Annotated in this window: 16 protein-coding genes; 2 read left to right on the top strand and 14 right to left on the bottom strand. The window is 52.9% G+C overall.

What is annotated here, in order from left to right; translation table 11 throughout:
- Positions 1-530 precede the first annotated feature (530 nt).
- From CKO12_RS15410 to CKO12_RS10885, 9 genes are all read right to left on the bottom strand, one after another.
- A partial coding sequence (locus CKO12_RS15410; protein ID WP_420826839.1) for a YDG domain-containing protein occupies positions 531-10,164 on the bottom strand: 9,634 nt, incomplete at its 3' end.
- Positions 10,165-10,234: 70 nt separating this feature from the next.
- Positions 10,235-11,005: a glycine zipper 2TM domain-containing protein gene (locus CKO12_RS10920; protein WP_200154778.1), complete on the bottom strand. Its 771-nt coding sequence runs from the start codon at positions 11,003-11,005 to the stop codon at positions 10,235-10,237.
- The gene (locus CKO12_RS10915; protein WP_200154777.1) at positions 11,002-12,702 is read right to left on the bottom strand and encodes a formylglycine-generating enzyme family protein; all 1,701 of its coding nucleotides are present in this window, start codon (positions 12,700-12,702) and stop codon (positions 11,002-11,004) included. Before CKO12_RS10915 ends, CKO12_RS10920 begins: the two co-directional genes overlap by 4 nt.
- On the bottom strand, positions 12,695-13,957 hold the full coding sequence (locus CKO12_RS10910) for an FtsX-like permease family protein (RefSeq protein WP_200154776.1): 1,263 nt from the start codon (positions 13,955-13,957) through the stop codon (positions 12,695-12,697). Before CKO12_RS10910 ends, CKO12_RS10915 begins: the two co-directional genes overlap by 8 nt.
- A gap of 4 nt (positions 13,958-13,961) precedes the next feature.
- Positions 13,962-14,744, bottom strand: coding sequence for an ABC transporter ATP-binding protein (locus tag CKO12_RS10905; protein ID WP_200154775.1), 783 nt, complete (start codon positions 14,742-14,744; stop codon positions 13,962-13,964).
- Positions 14,741-16,831, bottom strand: a complete 2,091-nt coding sequence (locus CKO12_RS10900; RefSeq protein WP_242466304.1) for a vWA domain-containing protein — start codon at positions 16,829-16,831, stop codon at positions 14,741-14,743. Before CKO12_RS10900 ends, CKO12_RS10905 begins: the two co-directional genes overlap by 4 nt.
- Positions 16,828-18,465 (bottom strand): serine/threonine-protein kinase, encoded by a 1,638-nt coding sequence (locus tag CKO12_RS10895; RefSeq protein ID WP_200154774.1) that lies wholly within the window; start codon positions 18,463-18,465, stop codon positions 16,828-16,830. Before CKO12_RS10895 ends, CKO12_RS10900 begins: the two co-directional genes overlap by 4 nt.
- Before the next feature lie 175 nt (positions 18,466-18,640).
- On the bottom strand, positions 18,641-19,045 hold the full coding sequence (locus CKO12_RS10890) for a hypothetical protein (protein ID WP_200154773.1): 405 nt from the start codon (positions 19,043-19,045) through the stop codon (positions 18,641-18,643).
- A 37-nt stretch (positions 19,046-19,082) separates the two neighbouring features.
- A complete protein-coding gene (locus CKO12_RS10885) occupies positions 19,083-19,784 on the bottom strand; it encodes a type 1 glutamine amidotransferase (RefSeq protein WP_200154772.1) in 702 nt (233 codons plus the stop codon).
- Positions 19,785-19,947: 163 nt separating this feature from the next.
- Here CKO12_RS10885 and asd point away from each other — a divergent pair, with 163 nt between their 5' ends.
- Positions 19,948-20,841 carry an archaetidylserine decarboxylase gene (gene asd / locus CKO12_RS10880; RefSeq protein ID WP_200154771.1) on the top strand — a complete coding sequence of 298 codons (894 nt, stop codon included), beginning with the start codon at positions 19,948-19,950 and terminating at the stop codon, positions 20,839-20,841.
- Here asd and CKO12_RS10875 read toward each other — a convergent pair.
- The 5 genes from CKO12_RS10875 to CKO12_RS10855 form a co-directional block, all read right to left on the bottom strand.
- The gene (locus CKO12_RS10875) at positions 20,826-21,383 is read right to left on the bottom strand and encodes a L,D-transpeptidase family protein (protein ID WP_200154770.1); all 558 of its coding nucleotides are present in this window, start codon (positions 21,381-21,383) and stop codon (positions 20,826-20,828) included. The two genes, asd and CKO12_RS10875, sit on opposite strands and share 16 nt — an antisense overlap.
- Positions 21,384-21,455: 72 nt before the next feature.
- Positions 21,456-22,652, bottom strand: a complete 1,197-nt coding sequence (locus tag CKO12_RS10870; RefSeq protein ID WP_200154769.1) for a class I SAM-dependent rRNA methyltransferase — start codon at positions 22,650-22,652, stop codon at positions 21,456-21,458.
- A 78-nt stretch (positions 22,653-22,730) separates the two neighbouring features.
- Entirely contained in the window at positions 22,731-22,916 is a 186-nt protein-coding gene (locus tag CKO12_RS10865; protein ID WP_200154768.1) for a hypothetical protein, read from the bottom strand.
- Between the two features lie 131 nt (positions 22,917-23,047).
- Positions 23,048-23,719 (bottom strand): Bax inhibitor-1/YccA family protein, encoded by a 672-nt coding sequence (locus tag CKO12_RS10860; RefSeq protein WP_200154767.1) that lies wholly within the window; start codon positions 23,717-23,719, stop codon positions 23,048-23,050.
- Positions 23,720-23,801: 82 nt separating this feature from the next.
- Positions 23,802-23,990, bottom strand: coding sequence for a zinc-finger domain-containing protein (locus tag CKO12_RS10855; protein WP_200154766.1), 189 nt, complete (start codon positions 23,988-23,990; stop codon positions 23,802-23,804).
- Between the two features lie 301 nt (positions 23,991-24,291).
- Between CKO12_RS10855 and CKO12_RS10850 the strand changes: the two genes are divergently transcribed.
- The coding region (locus tag CKO12_RS10850; RefSeq protein WP_200154765.1) for a restriction endonuclease at positions 24,292-26,545 on the top strand (2,254 nt) is incomplete at its 3' end.

Below are 26,545 nucleotides of genomic sequence, written 5' to 3'. Positions count from 1 at the left end.
GTTTCTGATTGCTGCGCGTTTTCACCACTACACGCATCATTCGTCGCTTCGTCATCATCAGTGGAAACTGGTGCAACAATTACCGGCAATTCAATGTGCGGCGGTGTAATAATTGGTTGATACGCTGGAACTTCAATCGGAAGATTGATCGTTTCAGGAATCGACGCAATAGGATCGCTATTCACTGTAGGCGTTATAGCATCAACAGTTGTTATTGATGTCGTGGTTGATGATGCAAGCGGCAAGGCAGAGGTAGTAGTCGTTTGCTGTGTAGCAACGGTAGTGGTTTGAAATAACGCATTCAATGCAGCGCGACCTGCTTCTGAGGTGTTATTGGCGCTAGTGAGCGCAGTTAAACGTTCCAAATCCGCCAATACACATGAAGTATTTTTATTCAATTGAATTGTCACGACAGAAGCGCGAGTTTGAATAGGCGCAGGCGTCGGCTCAGGATCGGGCGTCGGCTCAGGCTCAGGATCGGGCGTCGGCTCAGGCTCAGGATCGGGCGTCGGCTCAGGCTCAGGATCGGNGCTCAGGATCGGGCGTCGGTTCTGGCTCAGGATCGGGCGTCGGTTCTGGCTCAGGATCGGGCGTCGGTTCTGGCTCAGGATCGGGCGTCGGTTCTGGCTCAGGTGTTATCGCAGGGTTAATGGTCACATGATTATTACTATTCCTGTTTGTTAAATCAGGAACTTGATAATCCCGCGCCAAACCACTGCCATCTGCTAAAACCAAACCACCAAGATTGTTAATATAGTTAGTCGCATTATCTGCGACTAATTTGCTATTAGCAGTTGCTGTACCGCTGCCATTGATTATTAAAGTTTCTCCCAAAATACCGTTTACTGTGATTTGCGCTGCCGTGAATTGATTGGTGCCATCATAATCCTTACTGGCATTCAAACTAGCGAGCGCCGGAGTAATCATTCCGCTCGCAGTATTGAATACCACGTTGTAATTCAAACCGCCATTGCCGTCACTTAAACTATAATCAGGTGTAATTGTTAAAATCCGCTCGCCTGCGTGAGCACTATCGAATTCTTGTTTTAATTCAGTTAGCGTATCGCCACTTTGCAATCCCGCATAAATCACGCTGGCGGTTGAATACTTGGTGCCGTCATAAGTGCGGGTTTCTGGCACGGCGTTAATCGTTAATAGCGCCGGATTGATGCTCACATTCACAGCCCCGTCAATTAAACTATAATTTGTTGCATCGCCGCCGCCTAATGCTAACGTGCTGCTAATAAATGCGTTATAGGTACCAACATTGCGGCTATTCACGGTTGCGGTGCCGCTTTGTAAAGTTACATCATCAGTGCCAATAATGGTGGCGGGATCAAGTGCTAATTGGTCGTAGGTAAAAACTGGGGTGCCGTCGTAACTTTTACTGCCCGTGATGCCAACTAAATAAGCGGCAACTGGGTTAATGGTCACGCGATTATTTGAGTTCGCAGCGATGAGCGCAGGTAATACATAATCACTGGCTAAACCACTGCCATCGGCTAAAACTAAATCGCCAAGATTATTAATATAATTAGTCGCATTATCTGCCACCAATTTGCTATTAACAGTCGCTGTACCGCTGCCATTTAATGTTAAAGTCTCTCCTAAAATACCGTTTACCGTGATTTGCGCAGCCGTGAATTGATTGGCGCCATCATAATCCTTAATAGCATTCAAACTAGCGAGCGCCGGAGTAATCATTCCGCTCGCAGTATTTAAGACCACGTTGTAATTCAAACCGCCATTACCGTCACTTAAACTATAATCAGGTGTAATTGTTAAAATCCGCTCGCCGGCATGAGCACTATCGAACTCTTGTTTTAACTCAGTTAGCGTATCGCCGCTTTGTAATCCCGCATAAATCACGCTGGCAGTTGAATAATTAGTGCCATCATAAATGCGCGTTTCTGGCATGGCGTTAATCGTTAATAGCGCCGGATTGATGCTCACCGCCACAGCTCCATCAATTAAACTATAGTTTGCTGCATCGCCGCCACCTAATGCTAACGTGCTGCTAATAAAGGCGTTATAGGTTCCGACATTGCGGCTATTCACTGTTGCCGCGCCGCTTTGTAAAGTTACATCATCAGTGCCGATAATGGTAGCGGGATCAAGTGCTAATTGGTTGTAAGTAAAAATTGGGGTGCCATCGTAACTTTTAGCGCCCATGATGCCAATTAAATAAGCAGCAACTGGGTTAATGGTCACGCGATTATTTGCACTCGCAGCGGTGAGCGCAGGTAATACATAATCACTGGCTAAATCACTGCCATCTGCTAAAACCAAACCACCAAAATTGTTAATATAGTTAGTCGCATTATCTGCGACCAGTTTACTATTAGCGGTCGCTGTACCGCTGCCATTGAGTATTAACGTTTCTCCCAAAATGCCGTTTACCGTGATTTGCGCAGCCGTGAATTGATTGCTGCCATCATAATCCTTACTGGCATTCAAACTAGCGAGCGCAGGGGTAATCATTCCGCTCGCAGTATTTAATACCACGTTGTAATTCAAACCGCCATTGCCGTCACTTAAACTGTAATCAGGTGTAATTGTTAAAATCCGCCCGCCAGCATGAGCACTATCGAATTCTTGTTTTAATTCGGTTAGCGTATCTCCGCTTTCCAATCCCGCATAAATCACGCTGGCGGTTGAATACTTGGTACTGTCATAAATGCGGGTTTCTGGCACGGCGTTAATCGTTAATAACGCCGGATTGATGCTCACCGCTACAGCTCCGTCAATTAAACTATAATTTGCTGCATCGCCGCCACCTAATGCTAAAGTGCTACTAATAAATGCGTTATAGGTTCCCACATTGCGGCTATTTACTGTTGCCGTGCCGCTTTGTAGATTGACTTCATCAGTGCCGATAATGGTGGCGGGATCAAGTGCTAATTGGTTGTAGGTAAAAACTGGGGTGCCGTCATAATTTTTACTTCCTCTGATGCCAATTAAATAAGCGGCAACTGGGTTAATGGTCACACGATTATTTGGGTTTGCAGCGGTGAGCGCAGGTAATACATAATCACTGGCTAAACCACTGCCATCTGCTAAAACTAAACTACCAAGAGTGTTAATGTAGTTAGTCGTATTATCTGCGACCAATTTGCTATTAGCAGTCGCTGTACTGCTACCATTGAGTACTAACGTTTCTCCTAAAATACCGCTTGCCGTGATTTGCGCAGCCGTGAATTGAGTGGTGCCATCATAATCCTTAGTGGCATTCAAACTAGCGAGCGCCGGAGTAATCATTCCGCTCGCAGTATTTAATACCACGTTGTAATTCAATCCGCCATTGCCGTCACTTAAACTGTAATCAGGTGTAATTGTTAAAATCCGCTCGCCTGCGTGAGCAATATCGAATTCTTGCGCCAATTCAGTCAATAAATCGCCGCTTTGCAATCCCGCATAAATCACGCTGGCAGTTGAATACTTGGTGCCGTCATAAGTGCGGGTTTCTGGCACGGCGTTAATCGTTAATAGCGCCGGATTGATGCTCACCGCTACAGCGCCATTAATTAAACTGTAATTCGCTGTGTCGCCACCACCTAATGCTAACGTGCTGCTAATAAAAGCGTTATAGGTTCCGACGTTGCGGCTATTCACTGTTGCCGTGCCGCTTTGTAACGTTACATCATCAGTGCCGATAATAGTGGTGGGATCAAGTGTTAATTGGTTGTAGGTAAAAACTGGGGTGCCATCATAACTTTTACTGCCCGTGATACCAATTAAATAAGCGGCGACTGGGTTAATGGTCACGCGATTATTTGCACTCGCAGCGGTGAGCGCAGGTAACACATAATCACTGGCTAAACCACTGCCATCTGCTAAAACTAAACCACCAAGATTGTTAATATAGCTAGTCGCATTATCTGCGACCAATTTGCTATTAGAAGTTGCTGTACCGCTGCCATTGAATATTAACGTTTCTCCTAAAATTCCGTTTACCGTGATTTGCGCTGCTGTGAATTGATTGGTGCCATCATAGTCTTTATTGGCATTCAAACTAGCGAGCGCCGGAGTAATCATTCCACTCGCAGTATTTAATACCACGTTGTAATTCAATCCGCCATTGCCGTCACTTAAACTGTAATCAGGTGTAATTGTTAAAATCCGCTCGCCTGCGTGAGCAATATCGAATTCTTGCGCCAATTCAGTCAATAAATCGCCGCTTTGCAATCCCGCATAAATCACGCTGGCAGTTGAATACTTGGTGCCGTCATAAGTGCGGGTTTCTGGCACGGCGTTAATCGTTAATAGTGCCGGATTGATACTTACATTCACAGCTCCATCAATTAAACTATAATTCGCTGCATCGCCGCCGCCTAATGCTAAGGTGCTGCTAATAAATGCGTTATAGGTGCCGACGTTGCGGCTATTTACTGTTGCCGTGCCGCTTTGTAGATTGACTTCATCAGTGCCGATAATGGCGGCGGGATCAAGTGCTAATTGGTTGTAAGCAAAAATTGGAGTGCCGTCATAACTTTTACTGCCCGTGATGCCAACTAAATAAGCGGCGACTGGGTTAATGGTCACGCGATTATTTGTACTCATAGCAGTGAGCGCAGGTAATACATAATTGCTGGCTAAACCACTGCCATCTGCTAACACCAAACCACCAAGATTGTTAATATAGTTAGTCACATTATCTGCGACCAGTTTGCTATTAGCGATCGCTATACCGCTGCCATTAATTATTAAAGTTTCCCCCAAAATACCGTTTGCCGTGATTTGCGTTGCCGTGAATTGATTGGTTCCATCATAATCTTTATTGGCATTCAAACTAGCGGTTGCTGGAGTGATGGTTCCAGTTGCAGTGTTTAAGACCACGTTGTAATTCAAGCCGCCATTGCCGTCACTTAAACTGTAATCAGGTGTAATTGTTAAAATCCGCTCGCCTGCGTGAGCACTATCAAATTCTTGCACCAATCCAGTCAGTAAATCACCGCTTTGCAACCCTTCATAAATCACGCTGGCGGTTGAATACTTGGTACTGTCATAAATGCGGGTTTCTGGCACGGCGTTAATCGTTAATAGCGCCGGATTGATGCTGACATTCACAGCTCCATCAATTAAACTATAATTCGCTGCGTCGCCGCCACCTAATGCTAACGTGCTGCTAATAAAAGCGTTATAGTTTCCCACATTGCGGCTATTCACTGTTGCCGTGCCGCTGTGCAAATTTACTTCGTCAGTACCGATAATGGTAGCGGGATCAAGTGCTAATTGGTTGTAGGTAAAAAGTGGAGTGCCGTCATAACTTTTTCTGCCAGTGATCCCAATTAAATAAGCGGCAACTGGGTTAATGGTCACGCGATTATTTGCACTCGCAGTGGTGAGCGCAGGTAATACATAATCGCTGGCTAAACCACTGCCACCTGCTAAAACCAAACCACCAAGAGTGTTAATATAATTAGTCGCATTATCTGCCACTGCTTTACTATTAGCAGTCGCTGTACCGCTACCATTGAGTATTAACGTTTCTCCCGAAATACCATTTACCGTGATTTGCGCAGCCGTGAATTGATTGCTGCCATCATAATCCTTAGTGGCACTCAAACTGGCGAGCGCCGGAGTAATCATTCCGCTCGCAGTATTTAAGACCACGTTGTAATTCAAACCGCCATTGCCGTCACTTAAACTGTAATCAGGTGTAATTGTTAAAATCCGCTCACCTGCATGAACACTATCGAACTCTTGTTTTAATTCGGTTAGCGTATCGCCGCTTTGCAATCCCGCATAAATCACGCTGGCAGTTGAATACTTGGTGCCGTCATAAGTGCGCGTTTCTGGTACGGCGTTAATCGTTAATAGCGCCGGATTGATGCTCACCGCTACAGCCCCGTCAATTAAACTATAATTCGCTGCATCGCCGCCGCCTAATGCTAACGTGTTGCTAATAAATGCGTTATAGGTTCCGACATTGCGGCTATTCACTGTTGCTGTGCCGCTTTGTAAAGTTACATCATCAGTGCCGATAATGGTAGCGGGATCAAGGGCTAGTTGGTTGTAAGTAAAAATTGGGGTGCCGTCGTAACTTTTACTGCCCGTAATCCCAACTAAATAAGCAGCAACTGGGTTAATGGTCACGCGATTATTTGAGTTCGCTGCAGTGAGCGCAGGTAATACATAATCACTGGCTAAACCACTGCCATCTGCTAAAACTAAACCACCAAGATTGTTAATATAATTAGTCGCATTATCCGCCACTGCTTTACTATTAGCAGTCGCAGTACCGCTGCCATTGAGTACTAAAGTTTCTCCTAAAATACCGTTTATCGTGATTTGCGCCGCCGTGAATTGAGTGGTGCCATCATAATCCTTAGTGGCATTCAAACTAGCGAGCGCCAGAGTAATCACTCCGCTCGCAGTATTTAACACCACGTTGTAATTCAAACCGCCATTGCCGTCACTTAAACTATAATCAGGTGTAATGGTTAAAATTCGCTCGCCAGCATGAGCACTATCGAATTCTTGTGTTAATTCGGTTAGCGTATCGCCACTTTGCAATCCCGCATAAATCACGCTGGCAGTTGAATACTTGGTGCCGTCATAAGTGCGGGTTTCTGGCACGGCGTTAATTGTTAATAGCGCCGGATTGATGCTCACCGCCACAGCTCCATCAATTAAACTATAATTCGCTGCATCGCCGCCACCTAATGCTAACGTGCTGCTAATAAAAGCGTTATAGGTTCCGACGTTGCGGCTATTCACTGTTGCCGTGCCGCTTTGTAACGTTACATCATCAGTGCCGATAATGGTGGCGGGATCAAGTGCTAATTGGTTGTAGGTAAAAATGGGGGTGCCGTCATAACTTTTACTGCCACTCACATTTAGAATTTTTAGGAGTGCTGGAGTAATCGTTAAATAGTTGCTGATATAATCAAGTTGGTAGTTGGTGGTGGTGGCTAATGTCCCCAGCTCAATTAAATAGTCGCCCGCAGTTTCACCCGCAAGGCGCTCTAAATCTCCAGTAAAAATAGATAGATCATCACCATCTTTTAATCCGGTGACTGAATAAGTAAATACTGGATCATCTTCGCCATATTCTTTGGTTAGTGCGTCAGAGACAACAGTGATTATTGGTTGTTTTGAGTAAACAAAGCCGCTGCCACTTGACAATGCAGCGGTACAAGCCGCGTTATATGTGCAGCCATAATAATTAAAAAACGGTGTGCTTGTTAATGAACCGCGAACATCGCTATCAATATCATTGCTATAAATTAACCAACGCGGCGTCCCAGTGCCTGTTAGTGTAATAACATCCGCACCAGCATTGTTAATAAATTGATTGCCAATAATAAAAGTTACTGCGTCGGTTTCTGTGGTTGCGGTGCTGAATGTGCTATTCGCACCCAGCGTTAAATTCGCATCAGAACGAACGATAATGGGTTGATTAGCCGCTAACGTGACTGCGTCATTTAATGTGATTCCCATCGCGCCGCCATCAGGAAAACCATCGTTATTCGCATCTTCACCACCCGCTATTAAAATGCGGGCGTTGCTCGTTAATGCTGCGTTGTTCTCAAAAAGAATCGTGTCCGTTGTTGCGTTATCATTATTTGCGTCTGCCCATAATACAGCGTCGCCATTCCGCGTGGTGATTGCGCTATTGGTTTTTACAGCAATACTGTTGTCCGCTTTGGCTAAAAAACCGCCATTCAGAGTAAAGGAACCATCAAGAATGATATTGCCAGTTCCATAGATATGCAGGCTCGGTAATGTGTTATTGATGCCGCTGAGGGTAATGTCCTGCGCAATGGTTTCAGTATCAGAACCGCCGAGATTGATGCGTGCAAGTTGTGTCGTCACAAGATTAGTTAAATCGAGCGTCAATGCTGTGCCAATTGTGCGCGGTTGAATAATCAGCGTAGCAGGGTAGTATTCATCCCAACTATTGATTGTGGCGCGAGAGGAGACTTGCAATTTGGTGTCAGCGTTGAATTGAATGCTGCCGCCTGCTGAATAAATATCGACATCATCCAGAGTGATGTCATTACCAATCACTGCTTCTCCAGTCAACGCCAAGTCATCTGCGCTACCAATGCCCGTTAAAATAATTCCGCCGTTGCTGAGGTTTTTAATTGTGCCGCCGCTCAGTTCTAAACCATTCGCTAATTGAATGCCGTTCTCGCTGCCGTAACCCGCGCCACTCGCGTCGCCGCTGATTTGAATGGCGGTGGCGGCAGTGCTTTCAGAAATAATGTTGCCGCTTAATAATTGCACGGCGTGGCGTTTGATCTCGCTGTTGTAATAAAAATACTCAGAAATGCCGGCAATTTCAATTTGCCCAGTTCCACTATTGAGCGTCGTTGATAAGCCACCAGCATCGCTGATTAAAATTCCCGAACTGTAGCTATTGCCAAGCGTTGAGTGGGCGGCATCTGGTGCCGCGCCAGCAGCATTTTGACCGCGCAATCGAATGTCACCACCTTTTGATTCGAGGGTGGCTCCAAATAAGGAAATGCCATTGAGATAATCGGCGCAGAACGGTAATAAAGCGCAATCGGCGCTGTGATCGCCGACGGCATAGCCAGTGGGATACCCTGCGGCAGCGGTGCCGCCACCGAGAATAATATCGCCGCCGTTGCTTTTAATTGCGGCCCCAGAATAAAAGACAATTGCGCCGGAGCCGTCGCTATTCAAATCGGCATTCAAAATGACATTTAATTCGCCACCACTGGCGTTAATGCTGGCGTGATTTTGAAAGGTGATATTGCGATCTGCTTGCAACGTTAAAGTGGCAATGCTGGGAATTGAAGGTGCAATGGTGATTTCTGCGCCAGTGCCAAAGATCAAATCGCCATTGTCGTCAGTCGTGCAGCTTGCAAACGCGCCGGTGCCGCAGGGCGAGCTGCCGGTGTCGGCAACCGTGATCGTGACGTTGCTGCCGCTGCTCAAAGCGGCGGCGATGTTGCTGGCGCTCGCGGCGTCAATCAGGAGCGTTTGCGGATCAAGCAGCCAAGTGCCAGCCGCACCCGCTGGCGCTCCGGCGTCCACTCTGGCTCCGGCGATGTCGAGCGTGTGACCGGAGGTTTCCACCACGCCGCCATTGCCCGCTGCCGCGCCGCCCCGCGCAGTGGCCGTGCCCTGAAAACGGCTGGTTTTGCCAATTGCGGTGACGGTGCCGCCGGAGCCGCGCTCCTTCGCCGAAGCGGTGAGCGTGGAGGCGGCGTCAACCTCAGTTTTATCGCTCTCCCAACTGCCGACGCTGACGCGACCACCGCCGTGTTTGCCGCTGGCGTCGATGGTGGCTCCGGTTAATTTGACGGATTTGCCGCTGACGGTGACGGAGCCGCCGGTGGTGCCAGCGACTTTGATCTTGCCGCTGACAGTGACCGCGCCGCTGCCTTCCAACACGACCTCGCCACCGCTGCGGGTGAGCGAGCCAGCTTCAATGGTGCCGCTGACGTTGACTGCGCCGGATAACAACGCGCTCGCGGCTTTGGCGCTGAGAATGACGCGCCCACCTTCGGCGCGGATCATGGCTTTTTGTTCGATCAGCGTGTCCACCGTTGCCGGATCGACCTTGACGGCGACGTGATCGCCAATTGTCAATGTGACGGCATCGCCAGCGGCGAGGGCGACGGTGCCGAGACGGGCGGATAACACGCCTTCGTTGCGCAATTCTGGCGCCAGCAGCGCGATATAGCCGCCGTCGGTGGCGGTGATTTTGCCGCGATTGACGACTTTGCCAGCTTTCTTTTTACGCTTAAATTCTTGTTTTCCCGCCATAAAATCAGCATCGTCAATCTCCAGCGTGGAGGCGACGATGCCACCGACATCGACCTGCGCCTTATCACCAAACACGATGCCAGCGGGATTGACGATGAACACCTGTCCGTTGGCTTTGACTTTGCCGTTGATCTGCGAGGGCTGCGGCGTGGTGACGCGATTGAGCACGGCGGCGCGACGATTCGGCTGTTTGATGTTGACTTCCGCCTCATGCCCGACGTCGAAGCCTTGCCAATTGATGACGGCGCGAGGGCTGGTTTGGTCGATGGTCATCTGTGCGCCGGACTGCGTGATCTGCGCGGAACCGGCGGCGACCTTGCCACCGTTGGGCAGCGCAGTGGCGGCGGGATCGGCAGCGGCGAGCGTGGTGAGGGCGCTGAAAAGGGCGGCGATGAGCGTCAGCGGAGGAGAGAGTCGCGGCATGACGGCGGCCTGTGTTGGGTCAGTTGTCGGTTGCCCCCCTTTGAAAAAGGGGGGTTGGGGGGATTTAGGCTTAGGCTTTTGCCATGTTGGCGGCGACGCGATCCAAAGTCTCAAGCGTTTGACGATAGGCGCTGATTTCACTGGTGAGCGTTTGGGTTCGCGCTGCCGGCCGCGCTTTCACGACCTGCTGTTGGGCGCGTTCAAACAGACGATATTGATCTTTAGCACCCGTCGTCGCTTTTTCGACCACCGTGCGATTGCTCCAAATCCGACCGCGTTCCTGCTGCAATTCCGCCGCCGTCGCCTGACCGCGTTGAAACCGCGCCTGCACCGCCGCCAGCCGCCGTTGATCTTCGGCAATCACCTTCTGCAACTGATCAATCAAGGCTTGGGTATTGCGATTGGCGGAGCGCACATCGTTGGTCATCGCCTCAAGCTGATCTTCTTGTGCCGCAAATTGTTTTTGTTTATTAGCGACATACAGCCCCGCCAGTGCGCCCAAACTCGCGCCCGCAATCGCGCCACCCACCATATCTTCCGCATCACCGCCGACGACTGCGCCAATCGCCGTACCCGCGACTGCGCCCAACAAAGTCGCCTGCCAGACGGTGCGATCAAACGCCTTGCCCTGTTCCCGCAGCGCCTGTTCGCTGGCGCTCAATTCGCCGGTGAAGCCGTAATCATCCGTCGGCTTGAGCAATTCCAAACCGCCGAGCAGAAAGCGTCCGCCGGTCTGCGCGGGCGCTCGCGTGGCATCGACAACTGGCTGACCGACGCAGCCGTTGAGGGCGAGCAGCGGCAGCGCGGCGCTAACGGCTAAGGCTTTGAAACGCATGGTCATTTTTTATTCCTCGCGGCTTCAATGTGGAGCAAATCACGCTGCCAACTGCTTTTATCAACGGCACGTCGATCCTGATAAGCGCGGAGATGCGCCACAAAAACCCGCGCATAAGCAATGAGATAGGCGTTACTTTTCGCCTCCAATTCCGCCTCCACCAGCGGCAACTGCGTGCTGAGTTCGGCGGCGGGATAATCGCTGCCCACCTCAACGGTCAGATCGGCGTAATACGACAAGCTGTTAGCGAGGCTGGCGTCAATCTCGCGCAGCGATTCATCCCATTTTTTCTGCTTTTCCGTCAAAAGTTTACGCGCTTCGGCGAGCTCGGCATCACTGCCAGCAACGCCTTGTGCTTGCTGGCGCAGGGCGTCAAACCGCTGTTCTGCCAACCGGCGCAGAGTGCGAATCGCCTCGCCGCGCTGAACGTCATTCACCACGCGCTTGCCCAACAACGCACCGGTGCGCAGCAACGCTCGTAACGTCCGCGCTCGTGCGGCGTTGAGCGCAGTTTGCGACGATTCAAAATCGCGTTGAATCAATTCCAGCCGCGAGCGCAGCGCGTCGTCCTGCGTTTGCAGCGCCAGCGTGTGCAACTGTTGCAGCGCCAGCTTGGCGTCAGTGCCGGCATCGCCGTTGAGCGTGGGCAAACCCGTCCATGAATCTTTGATCGCGTTCAGGCGCTCCGGCGACACGATCACCGGCGCGGTGATGACCAGCCGCAGCCCCAAGCTGTCCATTGATTTGGCGCGTTTGGTGCCGGGATCAAAATAGTTGTGTTCCTGCCGCACTGCGCTGGCGAGCTGACTGTCGGGCGTGAACAGATCGCCGCCGCGACTGACAAATCCGCCAGCTTGACCGTGCGCCCGTCCGCGCCGATCCAAATGAAATGGCGCTAACGTCACTTCGGAGGCATTGCCGAGCACGTCGTGCAAACCGAGCGGATTGGGTTTGAGCAAGCCGACTGGATGCAATTCACCTTCTGCCGAGCCGGAGCTTTCAAACCACGCATAACGCGCCAGCTCGCCGTCGGGCATGGGAAAGCGCGGAGCAAGAAAATCAGCGGCATCGACTGCCAGCCCGCCCCGCGCTGCAAATTCCCATTCTTCCTCAGTCGGCAGGCGCAAAAAGCCAGCGGCGTGATCTTCAGTGGGCAAGGCGTCCGGCGCATTAGTGAGCAGCCATTCGGTGTAGCGGCGCGTCAAATCGACGGCGTCAAACCAACTGATGCCGGTCATCGGCAAGCGTCCGCGAATCGTTGGCTTGGGGCACTCTGCCGTCATCAGGGCGGCGTATTGATCGCGGGTGACTTCATATTTGCCGAGGTAATAACGACGGGTCGCGCCATTCTCGGCGGTGAATGCGCCAGCTAAATGACTTAAACGCCGTCCTTCTTTGTAACCGCGCTCGGCGTCGCTCTGACCGAGTTCGACTGGGCGATCATCGAGCCAGCCGCTGCCGGGAATTTCGACCGGACGAAATGCCATCGCGCCGCCGCACGGCAGCGGCACAATCAAATCCGCAGCGTGGTCAGCGGCTGCTGGCGCGGGGTTATAAAACTTGGTCTGCCAAGTGATCTCGGCGGCGGCGGAGCTGGCGCTGCTGACGGCGAGAAGGAGCAAAAATGCTGGCCAGAGTCGCGCCAGCTCGCGCCCCACTGCCAACTGCCAACCGCCAACCGCCAACTTTTTCCACTCAAACATCTCGCACTCCCTCCGCTGGCGCAATCCGCGCTGCTCGCCATCCCGCCCATGCTGCCGCCGTCATCGCGCCCAGCAGCGTCGTGCCCAGCGCCAGCGCCAGATGAATTGGCAACAAGCGGCAAATCGACTCGCCCGGCTGCAAACTCAACGTAAACCAATCGTTTAACGTCAGCGTCACCGGCAGATAAACCAACACTGCCGCCAGCGCCCCGAATAGCGCAATCAACGCCGCCTGCGTGATCGGAAACAACATCAAGCTGGCGGTGGGAAAACCGATCAGCCGCAAAATGCTCAATTCCCGGCGTTTACGCTCGACATTTGCCAGCAAATTCGCCGCGAGCGAGGCGAGAAAACCCAACGTGCCAATCCCCGCAATCAACCAAAATACCCGCGTCAAATTGCGATCTAACGCCTGCATCGCCGCGATTTCGGTCAACTGACTGCGCACATCAATCCCTTCCGCCGTCAAATCCGCTTCTAGTCGCGCCACATCGTTAATGCTCACCGCATACAGCCGGAATCGCGCAAATTGTCGCGCCGCAGTTGATGGCGGTACACCCGACCAGCCCAACGCCGGCACCGCCACGCCGTCACGATAATCCTCAGTCGCCACCAACAGCTCCAGCGGCACCAACGCTGCCTCTTCGGTCAACACTTCTGGGCGCAACACGCCGGTCACGGTCACTTCCCACACCACGCCCTCATCGCGTCCCGCTGCCGTGCGATCAATCCGCGCCAGCACCCGCTCACCGCTGCTCACGCCGAGGCGCTGCGCGGCGCTCGCCGACAGCATCAGCTCCGTCACGCCTTCGGGAATTTTTGCAAACGCATCTTCAGTCACTTTGGCAGCGGCAGAAGATGGCGAGCGCGGGAGATGCAACAGCGGCTCACCCGCTCCCGTCGGCACCATCTGCACCGCCCGCACCACCGCGCCCGTCGCCGGATTTTGTAATTGGCTCAGGCTGGCTGCGATCCGCCGCGTGCTCGGAATCACAAATGCCACATCTGACCGCGCTGCGATCCGTTCAAACCACGCCGCGTCATAGCGATGACTGCCGACTGCGATCACTTCCCGATTGACGGGCGATTCCACCAAACGACGGGCGAGGGTATCGACCAGCCCAAATTTCAATCCAAATAAAATCAGCAACGGCGCGAGCACTGCCGTCAGCGCCAGCACATAACAGAGCGATAAGCGACGCTCGTATAAAAAATCACGAGCGGCCAAGCGGAAAATTTCACGAGTGGCGTGCATGGCGTCAGTTCCAAAACAGCGAGCGGGTCAAATTGTCGTCACGTTCAAGCCGATGTTGCACAAATTGCACTCCCGCCGTCAGCTCCAGCGGCCAATCGTGAGCCGCGATGATTGCCGTGAGACCTGCTTTTTGCACCAATTCCAACAGCAATTTGCGGATCACCGCCGCATTGAGCGGATCAACTGAAGCGGTCGGTTCATCTGCCAAAATCACGCTGGGGCGATGCACCAGCGCCCGCGCAATCGCCACGCGCTGGCGCTCCCCAACCGACAATTGCCCCGGACGTTTATCCAACTGCGCGGTAATCGCCAGCCGCTCCGCCACCCGTTCAATGCGACCGGCGGGTTTACGTCCCAGCAAGCGCCCGGGCAGCGCGATGTTTTCACGCGCACTGAGAAACGGCAGCAGCCCACCGGTTTGCAGCACATAACCGATGTCGCCGCCGCGCAGCCGTCCTAATTGGTTGAGATTGTGGCGCTGCCACAGGTGCATCAGATCAGTTGGAGCGCGGTGTTCGGGGCAAAATTGAAACTCCGCAGCGCGGTCGGGATGCAGCGCCAGCGCCAATATATCCAGCAAGGTGCTTTTGCCGCTGCCGCTGGCTCCGCGCAGCACCACAATCTCGCCGGGGCGAATCGTGAAGCTGGGAACGTGCAGCGCAAACGTTGTCAGTTGGCGATTGTCAGTTGGCGCAGTGGATGGAGCGGCAGCATCTGACAACTTCTCACCCCCGCCCCGCTGCTTCACCAGCTCTCGACACAGATACACCGGCGGCACGGCGCTCATGGCAGCGCATCCAGCGGAATCGTCGTCACCATTTCACCTTTGGGCGCGTCCGGCGCGAGACTGATCCAGCGGTCGGTGTCATCGTGAATGCGGCGATACAACTGGATTTTTTCTTCAATCGCATCCAGCACTTCTTGCTGCTCGGCAAATGACCGCGCCAGCCATCGCGCCTCGGTGAGATTCATCATCTGACTGGTGTAGGGCAAATCATCCAGCCATTCGCCCACCAAGCCGACATCGGCCAGCCGCCCGACCTGCACCTGACTGACTTGATTGGGATTTCGCGCCAGCGCCGCCGCCGCACCGCGCAATTGCCCAAAGAAATCCTTCGGCGTCATAAACGTCCCTTCGCCCGCTTTGAGAATCGCCTCCAGAGTTTCCTGCAAATCGCTCAACTGATTTTTGGTGACCAGCACCCGCACTTCTAGCGTTTTCTGCGTTGGATCAAGCAAATCGCGGTCAGCAATCCATGCCTCCAACAAGCGTGGAGCCTGAGCGCCGCGCTCACGCCCCAAATATGCTAACTGCATCGCTCGCCCCACCCGCGCCGTTTCACGCTGCACCGCCGTTGCTTTTGGATCGTCCGTCGCGGCGATCATCTGCCCAGAACGAATGCCTTTAATTTGCTGCAACAGCGCATCCGCCAACGTATCGACCTGCGCCCCAAACGCCTCCACTGCGCCATCTGCCACCGGAAAATACAGCTCACCCGCATCGCCCCAGCGACTCAGCGCCCGATATTGCGCCGCTGCCCCGGCGTGAGTGTGTTTGCCCTCCGGCGTCAATAAATGCAGCGTGGCAATCGCAATCTTGCCGCCACCAACCGCTTGATCCTTCTCCTGCGCCAGCAAGCGCAGCCGCTCCGCGCCGAGCTTGGTACGTCCGAGCGGGTCCTTGGCATCCCGCGCTCCGGCATCAGTAATCAACACGATGAAACGCCCGGCATAACCGCGCCAGTCGATTTCCTCGATGGCGTCATACACGCCCGCAAACGCATCTTCATTGAAACCCTGATTAGAGGTTTGCGCCTCTTTTACGGTCGCAATCCGCGTCATAAATTCCGCTGGATCGCGCCCATCACTGAGATTGGCGACGATGCGGCTGACATATTCCGTGCCCGGTGCCGCGTCAGTGTTATCCCGAAATGCCACCAGCCCAAAACTCAACGCCTCACCCATCGGCGAGCCTTTCAGTTGGTTATAAATCCGGCGCACGGCATCGCGGGTGCGATCAATGTACGGTCCCATCGAAATCGTGGTGTCAATCACGAACACCACCGCCGTACGGTAATCACTAGGAATCCCCCCCGCCCCCCCTTTTTCAAAGGGGGGAGATGAAGATGTGCCTTTTTCAACGGAGGGAGATTTGGAAAAACCACCGTTGGAAAAGGACGCATCAGAGCCCCCCTTTGGAAAAGGGGGGTTGGGGGGATTTAGCGTCACCGCTGCGACATTGAGCAAGGTCGTCGTGTGACCGGTGTCTAAATACAGCTCCTCAAAACCGAGAATCGGCAGCAAATAAAACTGCTGATTCGGGTCGATATAAGTGTCTGGCTCCTGCGCCAGCACCGGAAAATCGGCGGGAAATTGCCCACTTTTGATCGTCGAGCGCAGCGCGTTGACCTCCGGCACCAGCCGCTCGGATTCCAGCAACTTGGTCAAACCGTCGTGATCTCGAAAAAACAGCGTCGGCTCCCGCGCAGCGGTGCGCGCGAAAGCAACGGTCAAGGTTTGCTTCCAATCCATCGCCGTCGGCGCAGGCAACCAACCTTGTGCGCCATTCCGCGCTGCCGCACCCACTTCCAGCCAGTCTTGCCCCGCCACGCGCTGGCGTCCGTAAACGTACAGCACCGACAACGGCGGCAATGCCACGCCACCAGAGCTGGCGCTCGTGCCGGGCTGCGGCTGAAGTTGCGCTCCGGGGCGCGTCAATACGCGCTGATACAAGCCGGTTTTACCCGCCATCGGCAAGGCTTCGCGCTCTGCCGCCCACGCGCCGCTGATGCCACCGCACAGCAGCACCGCGCCCAGCACCCACGCGCCGCGCCGACTAATCACCGTCAACCGCCAACTGACAACTGTGTTCATCGCCCCGCCTCCGTTGGTAATGCCGCTAACCGCTCCGCCGCCCCCGTCACCCCGCCGCTGACGGCACACTGATACCAATTGCGGGCTTTCTCAGCATTGGGTTTTGAGAAAGGCGAAGTCGCCGCTGACCAATGCTGCGGATCATAAAACTCCGCCAGCGCAAAACACGCCGCGCCATGTCCGCTCGTCGCCAAACCGCGCAGCAACGGGAACGTCGCATCCAATTTGCCCGCCGCCCGCAGGCGCTGCGCCAGCGCCCACGTCTGTTCTGATGACGCTGGAGTGCCCGCCGTCTGCCGCGTTTGCAGCAGCGCCAGCGCCGCATCCAGTTGATTGGATTGAATCAATTGATCCAATTCATCACTCACGACCGGCAGCGCGGGCTGGCGCTCCGGCAGCGCAGCAGTGACTGGCGGCGCTGAAGTCGGCAGCGTCACCAGCGGCAGCGGTTGCAACACCCACCACAGCCCGGCGCTCGCCGCTGCGACCGTCATCAGCCCGCCGCCGATGAACAGCCAGCGCCGATTCTGCGGCTGCGGTGGCGACGGGAGCGGATCGCGCCATGCACCCATCGCCGTCGCATCTTCCGGCGCGGGCGCTGGCGCGGAGGCACGCGGCACCAGCAGCGTTTTTGCCGGCCAGCGTTCCAATAATTCATCAATCGTCGCCGGGCGATCCGCCGGATTGGGCTGCAACATCGCCGTCAGCCATTCCTGTAGCTCCGGCGCGATGGCGCTCAAATCCGGCACCTGTTGCCGATAACGCAGCGCGTCCATGAACTCATTGCCCATTTCCAACGGTCTTCCCGTCGCTGCCGCCACCAGCACCAGACCCAAGCTATAAATATCCGTGCGCCCGTCCACCACGCCGCCAAACATGCCGAATTGCTCCGGCGCGGCATAACGATATTTGCCCGCAAACGCCGCGCCAACGATGGTTTTTTGCTCAGGATCGGTGAGTTTGCACAGCCCGAAATCAATCAGTTTCGCCGCTGCGATCTCGCCGCCCGGCAAAATCACGTTGTCCGGCGACAGATCGCGGTGAACTGCGCCTTGCCGATGCGCAGTCGCCAACCCCGCGCACAGCCGGTCGCGCAAACTCAGCACTTCCGTTGCCGTCAACGGCTGGCGCTTCAAACGGTCGGACAGCGGCACCCCTTCGACATATTCCATTACCAAATAATCGCGCCCTTCGGCGTCCTGCACGAAGCCGTCGTAATTCACCACCGCATCGTGGCGCACTCCGCGCAGCACCCGCGCTTCGCGGTAAAACAAATCCATCACCTGCGTGTTATCGCCCATCGACGGGCGCACGACCTTGATCGCGTGTTCCGTGCCGAGGCGGGCATGACGCGCCAAATACACCTCGCCCATGCCGCCGCCACCGAGCAGGCGTTTCACCTGATAAGTGTTAATAATCAGCGTATTGGCGGGGATTTCGTCGGGATTGGTCGGCAACGGCGCGATTTCCGTTTTCATCTCAACGGTTAGCGGCAACGGCGCAATCTCGGTCGCCATCTCAACCGCTGGCAACGGGGCAATTTCCGTTGCCAGCTCCGCCGCTGCGGGCGGAGCGGCAATGGTGGTGGCAACAGATTCAGCAGCAGGGCGCGAGGTGGTGGGTTCTGAAGTCATAAGCAGAGAGCGCCAGAAAAAATAATGAGAAGTCAATCACAATCGGCAGTGGTTTGCCTAACGAATTGGTTTTTTTCAGTTGTCGGTTTTCAGTTGTCAGTAACAACCGTGCTTTTTACTGACAACCGCCAACTTTTTTCAACTGCGTCAGTCCTATCAACTCTTCACGCAATTGCTAACGTTCCCACAAACGCGGCGCTGGTTGATCTCGATCTAAAAATTGGTGCGGACGCTCGCCAGCATCAGGACGATAACGATCATCGCGGCGGGGGCGATCATCGCGGTCGCGCAGGGCTTTGCGTAAACGACGGTCAATACGATCTAAACGTGATTCCAATACGCGCCGCCGTTCGCTGCGAGAAGCTCCAGCATCACGCAATTCTTCAGCTAATTGCCGAATATCGCGCTGTTCACTGTGTAATTCTTTCGCTTCGCGTCGCGTGATAGAACCATTATCAATGCCGCGTTCAATCACTGCCCGCTGATGTTCTAAACGGTCACGAATGCTATCGGCTTGTGCCGGCAGCGCCATCAATACTCCCGCAAGACTGAATAACACGGCTAATGCAATTTTGTGCATTGTTTTATTCCTTATTGAGTGAAACAAGCTGGTTTTTTTAGTGTACCAGCGCCAGTTGGTCTAACAGAGTAAACAGCACGTTCTGGAGTGTACGATATTCCGCAGCGTCAACTCCTAATAATTGCGCTGGCGTTTGTATAAAGGGCGCGTTTGGTACTAATTCATCGGCACAATGCGCCACAATTGCAGCAACGCTAGTCGCCGTAGCTTCTATATGACATTGCAAACCCAATACCCGCTCGCCATAAAGAAAAATTTGTTGCGCACAAGCGGCACTGCGAGCCAGTTGGATTGCGCCCGGCGGTAAAGTAAAGGTGTCGCCGTGCCAATGAAAAACACGCTGCGATGGCGTTAAATCAGCCAGCAGCGGTGAATGTTGACCCGCTGCGGTTAATTCTAGTGGAAACCAGCCGATTTCTTGATGTGCATTGCGCGTTACCTGCGCTCCCAATGCTGCCGCAATCAATTGCGCACCGAGACACACACCCAGCACGGTTTTATTTGCCGCAATTGCTGATTGAATCAATTGTTTTTCTAATGTCAGCCACGCATATTCAGCATCATCATTTACTCCCATTGGCCCGCCCATTACCACCAACCAATCAAAGGCATTTAAGTTTGGTAACGCTGCGCCCGCAAATAACGGCGTGAGCGCCAGCGTGTGACCGCGAGCTGCCGCCCATTCGCCGATGCCAGCGGGGTCTTCAAAGGGAACGTGCGTGAGTGCTTGAATGTGCATTGATTCTGCTCCACTGTCACGGCGCAGTGCCGCAATCATCTGATTTTATAAGAAAAGTGATGATGATTCTGCGCCAACGTCGCCCGCAGTCGCAACGGGTTCAGCGTGAGCAGCGGTCGGATGCTGTTGCGCGTTTACAATCACCGCTTTTGGATGCAACCACATGACTGAAACAACCACCCTCTCGCTCGGCGCTCGCCTGTTTGTCGCCGTGCAATATCTGCTCCCGCAGCGCCTGCTGACGATGGCGATGCACCGGCTGGCGCTGGTGCGCTGGCAACCGCTGAAAAACCTATTGATTCAAAACTTTGCGCGGATATATCACATCGACATGACGTTGGCAGCCGAGCCAGATTTGACCGCGTATCCCCATTTCAACGCTTTTTTTACCCGTGCGCTGCGTCCTGATGTCCGCCCGCTCGCACCTGAAGCGGCGGCAATTGTCAGTCCGGTGGACGGCACCATCAGTCAGATCGGCACCATCACCGGCGGGCGCATCGTGCAGGCGAAAGGTCAGGACTACGCCGTTCACGAGCTGCTCGGCATTACGCCCGCTGCCGCACAAGCGTTTGTGGGCGGGCAATTCGTCACGATTTATCTGTCGCCACGCGATTATCACCGGATTCACATGCCGCTGACCGGCACCCTGACCGCGCAAACCTATGTGCCGGGGCGCTTGTTTAGCGTCAATCACAGCACCGCGCAATTGGTGCCGCGTCTGTTTGCCCGCAACGAGCGGGTGGCGTGTCACTTTGCGACGGCGGCAGCGGAGATGGCGCTGGTGTTGGTGGGCGCGATGATCGTTGGCGGCATTGAAACGGTGTGGGCGGGCGCAATCACGCCGCCACATGCCGGGCGCAAGCTGGAACAGCGCACGTTTCCAGCAGGTGCGCTGGCGCTGGAACGGGGCGCAGAAATGGGACGATTTAACCTCGGCTCAACCGTGATCGTGCTGTTTCCGCCCGCACAAATGACGTGGGATGCGGCGCTGCGCGTGGGACAGCCGGTGCAACTCGGACAACGGCTGGGCGCAGTCGGCACTCAGGGCAAAATTTGAATCGGCGTGCCATCAGGAACGAGTTTCCAAATCTCGTCGATTTCATGGTTTTGCACCGCAATACAGCCGTGCGTCCAATCACGGCTGTTGTAATACTTTTTCATGCCTTCCGATTGAATATAATTCGGAAAACCATGCACCATAATCATGCCGCCGGGTTTATATCCTTGTTGCGCACTATTGCGTTTATCTGCCGCGTTGGGATAAGACACATGAATGGCTTTATAAAATTGGCTTTTCGGTTTGCGCCAATCCAAAATATAAGTCCCTTCCGGTGTACGTTGATCGCCCTCGCGGTATTTATGCCCCAGCGGTGAACCACCCAATGCCACCCGATAGGTTCGCGCCACCTGTCCGCGACTGAGCAATTGCAATTGCCGCTGCGCTTTTTTAACCACCACTTTATCAATCGGGCCGGTGATTTTTGGTTCACGCGGTTTGTGATTGCTGCAACTGGTCACACCCAATAAACCAATTGCCACCAGCGTCAATACAGTACGCCGCCATACGGAAGCGGCAAAAAATAAACGACCTACAGTCATAATCAACACTCTCAAAAAAAACGGTGCCCAAGTTGCGGCACCGATAATGCACTCGTGAATAAAACGCGCAGCTTAAAAATCAGGCAAGACGCGCAAAAAACAGGTTTTCAAATAGGCAGTTTCCGCAATCGCGGGATGCACCGGATGATCTGGCCCTTGTTGTCCCGTTTCTAATAATTGCACACTGCGTCCCGCCCGTCGCGCTGCAAGTTGCACTCCGCGCAAAAACGTTTCACGATCCATGTGAAATGAACAAGAAGACGTCACCAATAAACCGCCCGGTTCTAATAATTCAATCCCCAGCCGATTTAAGCGTTGATAGGCTTGGGTGCCTTCTTTTTCATCTTTACGCCGTTTAATAAATGCTGGCGGATCAAGAATCACCGTGTCAAAACGATGTCCTTGATCGCGTAAATCGCGCAACACATCAAACGCATCGCCGTGTATAGAATGAACGCGCTTGTCTAATTGATTGCGAGCGGCATTCGCAGTAATCCGTTCCACCGCTGCCGCCGAACTATCGACGCAGGTCACGCTGTTAGCGCCGAGCGCCGCCGCTCGCAGCCCCCACGCGCCGACGTAGCTGCACACATCCAACACTTTTTCGCCCACGCCGTAACGCGCCAGCCGCCGCCGATTTTCCGCTTGATCGAAAAACCAGCCAGTTTTTTGTCCGCTCAACGGCGCGACCTCAAATGCCAGCTCCTGTTCAAGCAAAATCAGACTGTCAGCGGGGCTGCCGAGCACGGTTTCCACCGTGCGCTCCAAGCCTTCCAGCTCGCGCACGGCGCTGTCATTGCGCAACACAATCGCCTGCGGACGCAGCACCTGTTCCAACGCCGCGAGCAGTTCGCCGCGCACCCGCTCCATGCCCGCCGTCGTGATTTGCACCACCAGCAGTTGGTCATAACGATCCACGATCAGCCCCGGCAGCCCGTCGCTCTCGCCGAAAATCAGCCGATAAAACGGGCGTTGATAGAGCCGCTCGCGCAACGCCAGCGCGTCGTGAATGCGCTGGAGCCACAGCGCCGGCGTCAACGGCAGCGCCCGATTGCGGGTGACGATGCGGGCGCAAATCAGCGAATGCGGATTGACATATCCGCGCCCAATCCAGCGGTCGTGATCGCTCAAAATCTCGACCGGCTGCCCGGGCGTAAACGCCTTTAATGGCGTCGTTTGGGTGTTGACTTCATTGCTATAAATCCAGCAATGCCCCGCCAACAGGCGGCGTTCTTGATCTTTGCGAAGTAAAAGAGGTTGGAGGTTCATGTGATTCCGATGGGCGTGAATGCGATCAAAAAACGGTTTTAAGATTACCAGATATTGCCCTAATCGCAGCAAATCGCGTCAACGCACCGCCATAATGAGAAAAATCACCAGCAGCACGACGGCACCTAATGGCAATAATGCCGCCATCCAATCACCTTGTTGCGCTTTAGGGCTATTGTGTTGCCAATGTTTATATGCCGGCCATAAATAGATCAGCATCAAACCCATCGCTATCGCTGCGGTAATTTGTAAAAATAAATCCATATTGATTTCCTAATGTTAAAAGTTATCGGTTGTCGGTGATAATGCTGTTTTTTAACTGACAACTCAAATACAGCAGACACAAAAACCCCGACACGGGGTCGGGGTTTTTAATGACAGATCATGCGCAACGTTTAATCATCGCTGCCCATGATGCCGAGAATCTGCAACAGGCTGATGAAGATGTTGAAGATGCTCAAATAAATGCCATAGGTCGCCATGATGTAATTGGTTTCTTCACCGCGAGCGATGCGACCAGTATCCATCAAAATAAAGCCACTCATCAGCAAAATAATTGCTGAGGAAATCACCAAAGACAACAGCGGTAAATGCAGGAAGATATTGGCAATCGCCGCAATCATTACCACCATCATGCCGGCGAATAAAAACCCGCCCATAAAACTAAAATCGCGTTTGCTGGTGAGCGCATAACCGGATAACCCGAGAAAAATTGCTGCCGTGCCACCAAATGCTAAACCGATGGTTTCACCGCCATTCGGCAGCGCCAGATATTGCGTCAGGATCGCGCCTAATCCAAAGCCCAATAAGCCGGTGATGACAAAAATCACGCCCACACCAGCGGCAGAATTAGCGGTTTTTGGCAATACAAACACGCCTAAAATCATGGAAATGATGACGGCCGCCAGATATGTCCAGCTTGGCATTGCCAGCGCCACCGATAACAGCGCGGTAAAGGCGCTGAAACCGAGGGTAGCCGACAGCAACAAGTAGGTGTTTTTGAGCACCTTGTTGGCGCTCATGGCGCGGCTCTCGGCGCTTTTTAGCAGAAAACTGTCAGTACTCATTTTTCAGTCACTCCTAATCAAACAAGGGGTTAAAACAACGGTAAAGATGGTGCATTCAATATGCAGACTTTGGGGCGCAGAATCAAGTGGTCAACACATAATGTGCGCCGCAATACGGACAAATCGCTTCATGGTTGGGACTCTTCTCAATCGGTAAGAACACGCGAGGATGAAGATTCCAATTGGGCGTATGCGCTGGCGGACACGATAGCGGCAAATCTTGGGGCGTGACCGGCAGCGGAGTGGATTGCGGCAAGGTAGCAGTAGACATGGCGGACTCCAAGTTGTGGGTTATGAATAGCGCAACGGGTTGAAAGAGTCAAGATTTGATGAATCGCAGTGTGCGCCTATTTTAGAGGAAATCTCACTTCAATTCTATTGATTCCGCACCCGACAACTGCTAAATATGCAGCGCCCACTGATCACACGCTGGCAAAAAATGTTAAACCATCTTTTAATTTGAACGCCGCTTGCGTTATGATGATCGCTAACCTGTTTATTCCTGTTGTGACCAGCACTGCTGCACCAACTACGCCAACTCAGCTCCACCGTCTAAAAATAGGAATTTTGCGATGTCCGCCCTCACCAATTTACTCGCGCATTATCGCAGCATTGCCCACACTGAAAGCGAAAAGGGCACCTATTTTGAGGAATTGATGGTTTGCTATTTGCGCCATGAAGCCACCTATCACGATTTATATTGCCAAGTGTGGCGTTATAAAGATTGGGCGCAACTGCGACCAGATTTTGATGCCCGTGATACTGGCATTGATTTAGTCGCGCAAACTCGCGGTACCAATGAATATCACGCGATCCAATGCAAATTTTATGCGGCAGATCATACAATTTGCAAGAATGATATTGATAGTTTTTTCACTGCATCAGGGAAAAAACCGTTTACGCATCGTGTGATTGTAACCACCACGACGCAGTGGAACGATCATGTATTTGCGGCATTTCAGAATCAGCAGCCGCCAGTTAGCACCATTGATTTACATGACCTAGAAAACAGTCAGCTTGATTGGAGCCGTTATCATCCTGACATCGCGCCGGTATTAAAACCCAAAAAAACGATTAAAGCGCATCAAAGCTCGGCATTAAAAGCAGTCACGCATGGGTTTCATCATGCCGAGCGCGGCAAGTTAATTATGGCGTGCGGCACTGGCAAAACGTTTGCGTCCTTAAAAATTGCCGAAGCCATTGCTGGTGCCGGTGGGCGCGTGTTGTTTTTAGTGCCAAGTTTGAATTTATTGGCGCAAACGTTGACGGAATGGACGCAAGAAAGCGCGGTGCCATTACATAGTTTTGCCGTCTGTTCGGATAGTGAAATCGGCAAAAAACGGGATAAAAATGCCGATCAAGTACAAACGTTGGTGCATGAATTGCGGTATCCGGCGACCACCAATGCGCAACGTTTGGCGGCGGAAATGATTAAACGCCACGATGCGCAGCATTTAAGCGTCGTTTTTAGCACTTATCACTCGCTGGAGGTTGTGCATCAGGCGCAGCACCAGTATCAATTGCCGGCGTTTGATGTAGTGATTTGTGATGAAGCGCATCGCACCACTGGCGCGATCTTTGAAGATGCCGCTGAAAGTACTTTTGTGCGGGTGCATGATGCCAATTATTTACGCGCTGCGAAACGGTTGTATATGACGGCAACGCCGCGTATTTATGCGGATGTGGCAAAAGCGAAAGCAGAACAAGATAAGATCACGCTCTGTTCAATGGATGATGAAGCGTTATATGGGAAAGAATTCTTTGTTTTAACGTTTTCTGATGCTGTGCGCCGCAGTTTGTTAGTCGATTATAAAGTGATTGTGCTTTCAATTGATGAGGTTTATGTGAGTCGGCGCATTCAGGAATTGTTAAAAAGTCCTGATAACGATTTGAAAGTCGATGATGCAGCGAAAATTATCGGTTGTTGGAAAGCGTTATCAAAACAAGATTGGCGTGAAGTCACGGGTGGCGCAGCGATGCAACGAGCGGTGGCGTTTTGTCAGGTGATTGAAAAATCCACAGCCGCTAAAACCCATAAAGTCAGCTCGAAACAAATTAAAGCAATGTTTCAGCAAGTGGTGGCGGCATATCAAGCGCATGAACCTACTGCGGCCGCGGTGAATTTGTGCTGTGAAGTGGAACATGTCGATGGCACAATGGGCGCAGCGCAAAAAGAAGATAAATTGCAGTGGTTAAAAGCGGATTTACCCGCGAATTCCTGCCGCATTTTAAGTAATGTCCGTTGTTTATCGGAAGGCGTGGATGTGCCGGCGTTGGATGCAGTGTTGTTTTTAACGCCGCGTCAATCGCAAGTGGACGTGGTGCAATCCGTTGGGCGGGTGATGCGGACTGCGCCCAATAAACAACGCGGTTATGTGATTTTGCCGGTGGTGATTCCGGCGGGAATGGAACCACACGAAGCGTTAAATGATAATAAAACTTTTGCGGTGGTGTGGCAGGTTTTACAGGCGCTGCGCTCGCATGACGATCATTTTGATGCGTTGGTGAATAAATTGGAGTTAATTGGGCGCGATCCACAAAAAATGGAAGTCATTGCGATCACCGATAAAATTGGTAAAAAAAGCGCCGCTGGAAAAGGTAAAAAAATGAAGAGCGGGCGCAATGATTTTACCATTGGCACCCCGGCACCGCCATCATCATCAGCGGCGGCTGATCAAAGTGAATTGCAATTTGAAATTGGCGAAATTGAGCGGGCGATTTATGCCAAGTTGGTAGAAAAATGCGGCAATCGCCATCATTGGGAAGATTGGGCCAATGATATTGCGAAAATTGCCAATACGCATATTGAGCGCATCACCAGCATTT

It is taken from the genome of Chromatium okenii, assembly GCF_016583745.1.
Classification (GTDB): domain Bacteria; phylum Pseudomonadota; class Gammaproteobacteria; order Chromatiales; family Chromatiaceae; genus Chromatium; species Chromatium okenii.
This window is presented reverse-complemented; position numbering and strand designations above follow the sequence as displayed.

What these genes read in the sequence shown, in the direction of transcription:
- CKO12_RS10920 (WP_200154778.1), bottom strand. Translation starts at nt 11,005, where the DNA reads ATGACCATGCGTTTCAAAGCCTTAGCCGTTAGCGCCGCGCTGCCGCTG.
- CKO12_RS10915 (WP_200154777.1), bottom strand. Translation starts at nt 12,702, where the DNA reads ATGTTTGAGTGGAAAAAGTTGGCGGTTGGCGGTTGGCAGTTGGCAGTG.
- CKO12_RS10910 (WP_200154776.1), bottom strand. Translation starts at nt 13,957, where the DNA reads ATGCACGCCACTCGTGAAATTTTCCGCTTGGCCGCTCGTGATTTTTTA.
- CKO12_RS10905 (WP_200154775.1), bottom strand. Translation starts at nt 14,744, where the DNA reads ATGAGCGCCGTGCCGCCGGTGTATCTGTGTCGAGAGCTGGTGAAGCAG.
- CKO12_RS10900 (WP_242466304.1), bottom strand. Translation starts at nt 16,831, where the DNA reads ATGAACACAGTTGTCAGTTGGCGGTTGACGGTGATTAGTCGGCGCGGC.
- CKO12_RS10895 (WP_200154774.1), bottom strand. Translation starts at nt 18,465, where the DNA reads ATGACTTCAGAACCCACCACCTCGCGCCCTGCTGCTGAATCTGTTGCC.
- CKO12_RS10890 (WP_200154773.1), bottom strand. Translation starts at nt 19,045, where the DNA reads ATGCACAAAATTGCATTAGCCGTGTTATTCAGTCTTGCGGGAGTATTG.
- CKO12_RS10885 (WP_200154772.1), bottom strand. Translation starts at nt 19,784, where the DNA reads ATGCACATTCAAGCACTCACGCACGTTCCCTTTGAAGACCCCGCTGGC.
- asd (WP_200154771.1), top strand. Translation starts at nt 19,948, where the DNA reads ATGACTGAAACAACCACCCTCTCGCTCGGCGCTCGCCTGTTTGTCGCC.
- CKO12_RS10875 (WP_200154770.1), bottom strand. Translation starts at nt 21,383, where the DNA reads ATGACTGTAGGTCGTTTATTTTTTGCCGCTTCCGTATGGCGGCGTACT.
- CKO12_RS10870 (WP_200154769.1), bottom strand. Translation starts at nt 22,652, where the DNA reads ATGAACCTCCAACCTCTTTTACTTCGCAAAGATCAAGAACGCCGCCTG.
- CKO12_RS10865 (WP_200154768.1), bottom strand. Translation starts at nt 22,916, where the DNA reads ATGGATTTATTTTTACAAATTACCGCAGCGATAGCGATGGGTTTGATG.
- CKO12_RS10860 (WP_200154767.1), bottom strand. Translation starts at nt 23,719, where the DNA reads ATGAGTACTGACAGTTTTCTGCTAAAAAGCGCCGAGAGCCGCGCCATG.
- CKO12_RS10855 (WP_200154766.1), bottom strand. Translation starts at nt 23,990, where the DNA reads ATGTCTACTGCTACCTTGCCGCAATCCACTCCGCTGCCGGTCACGCCC.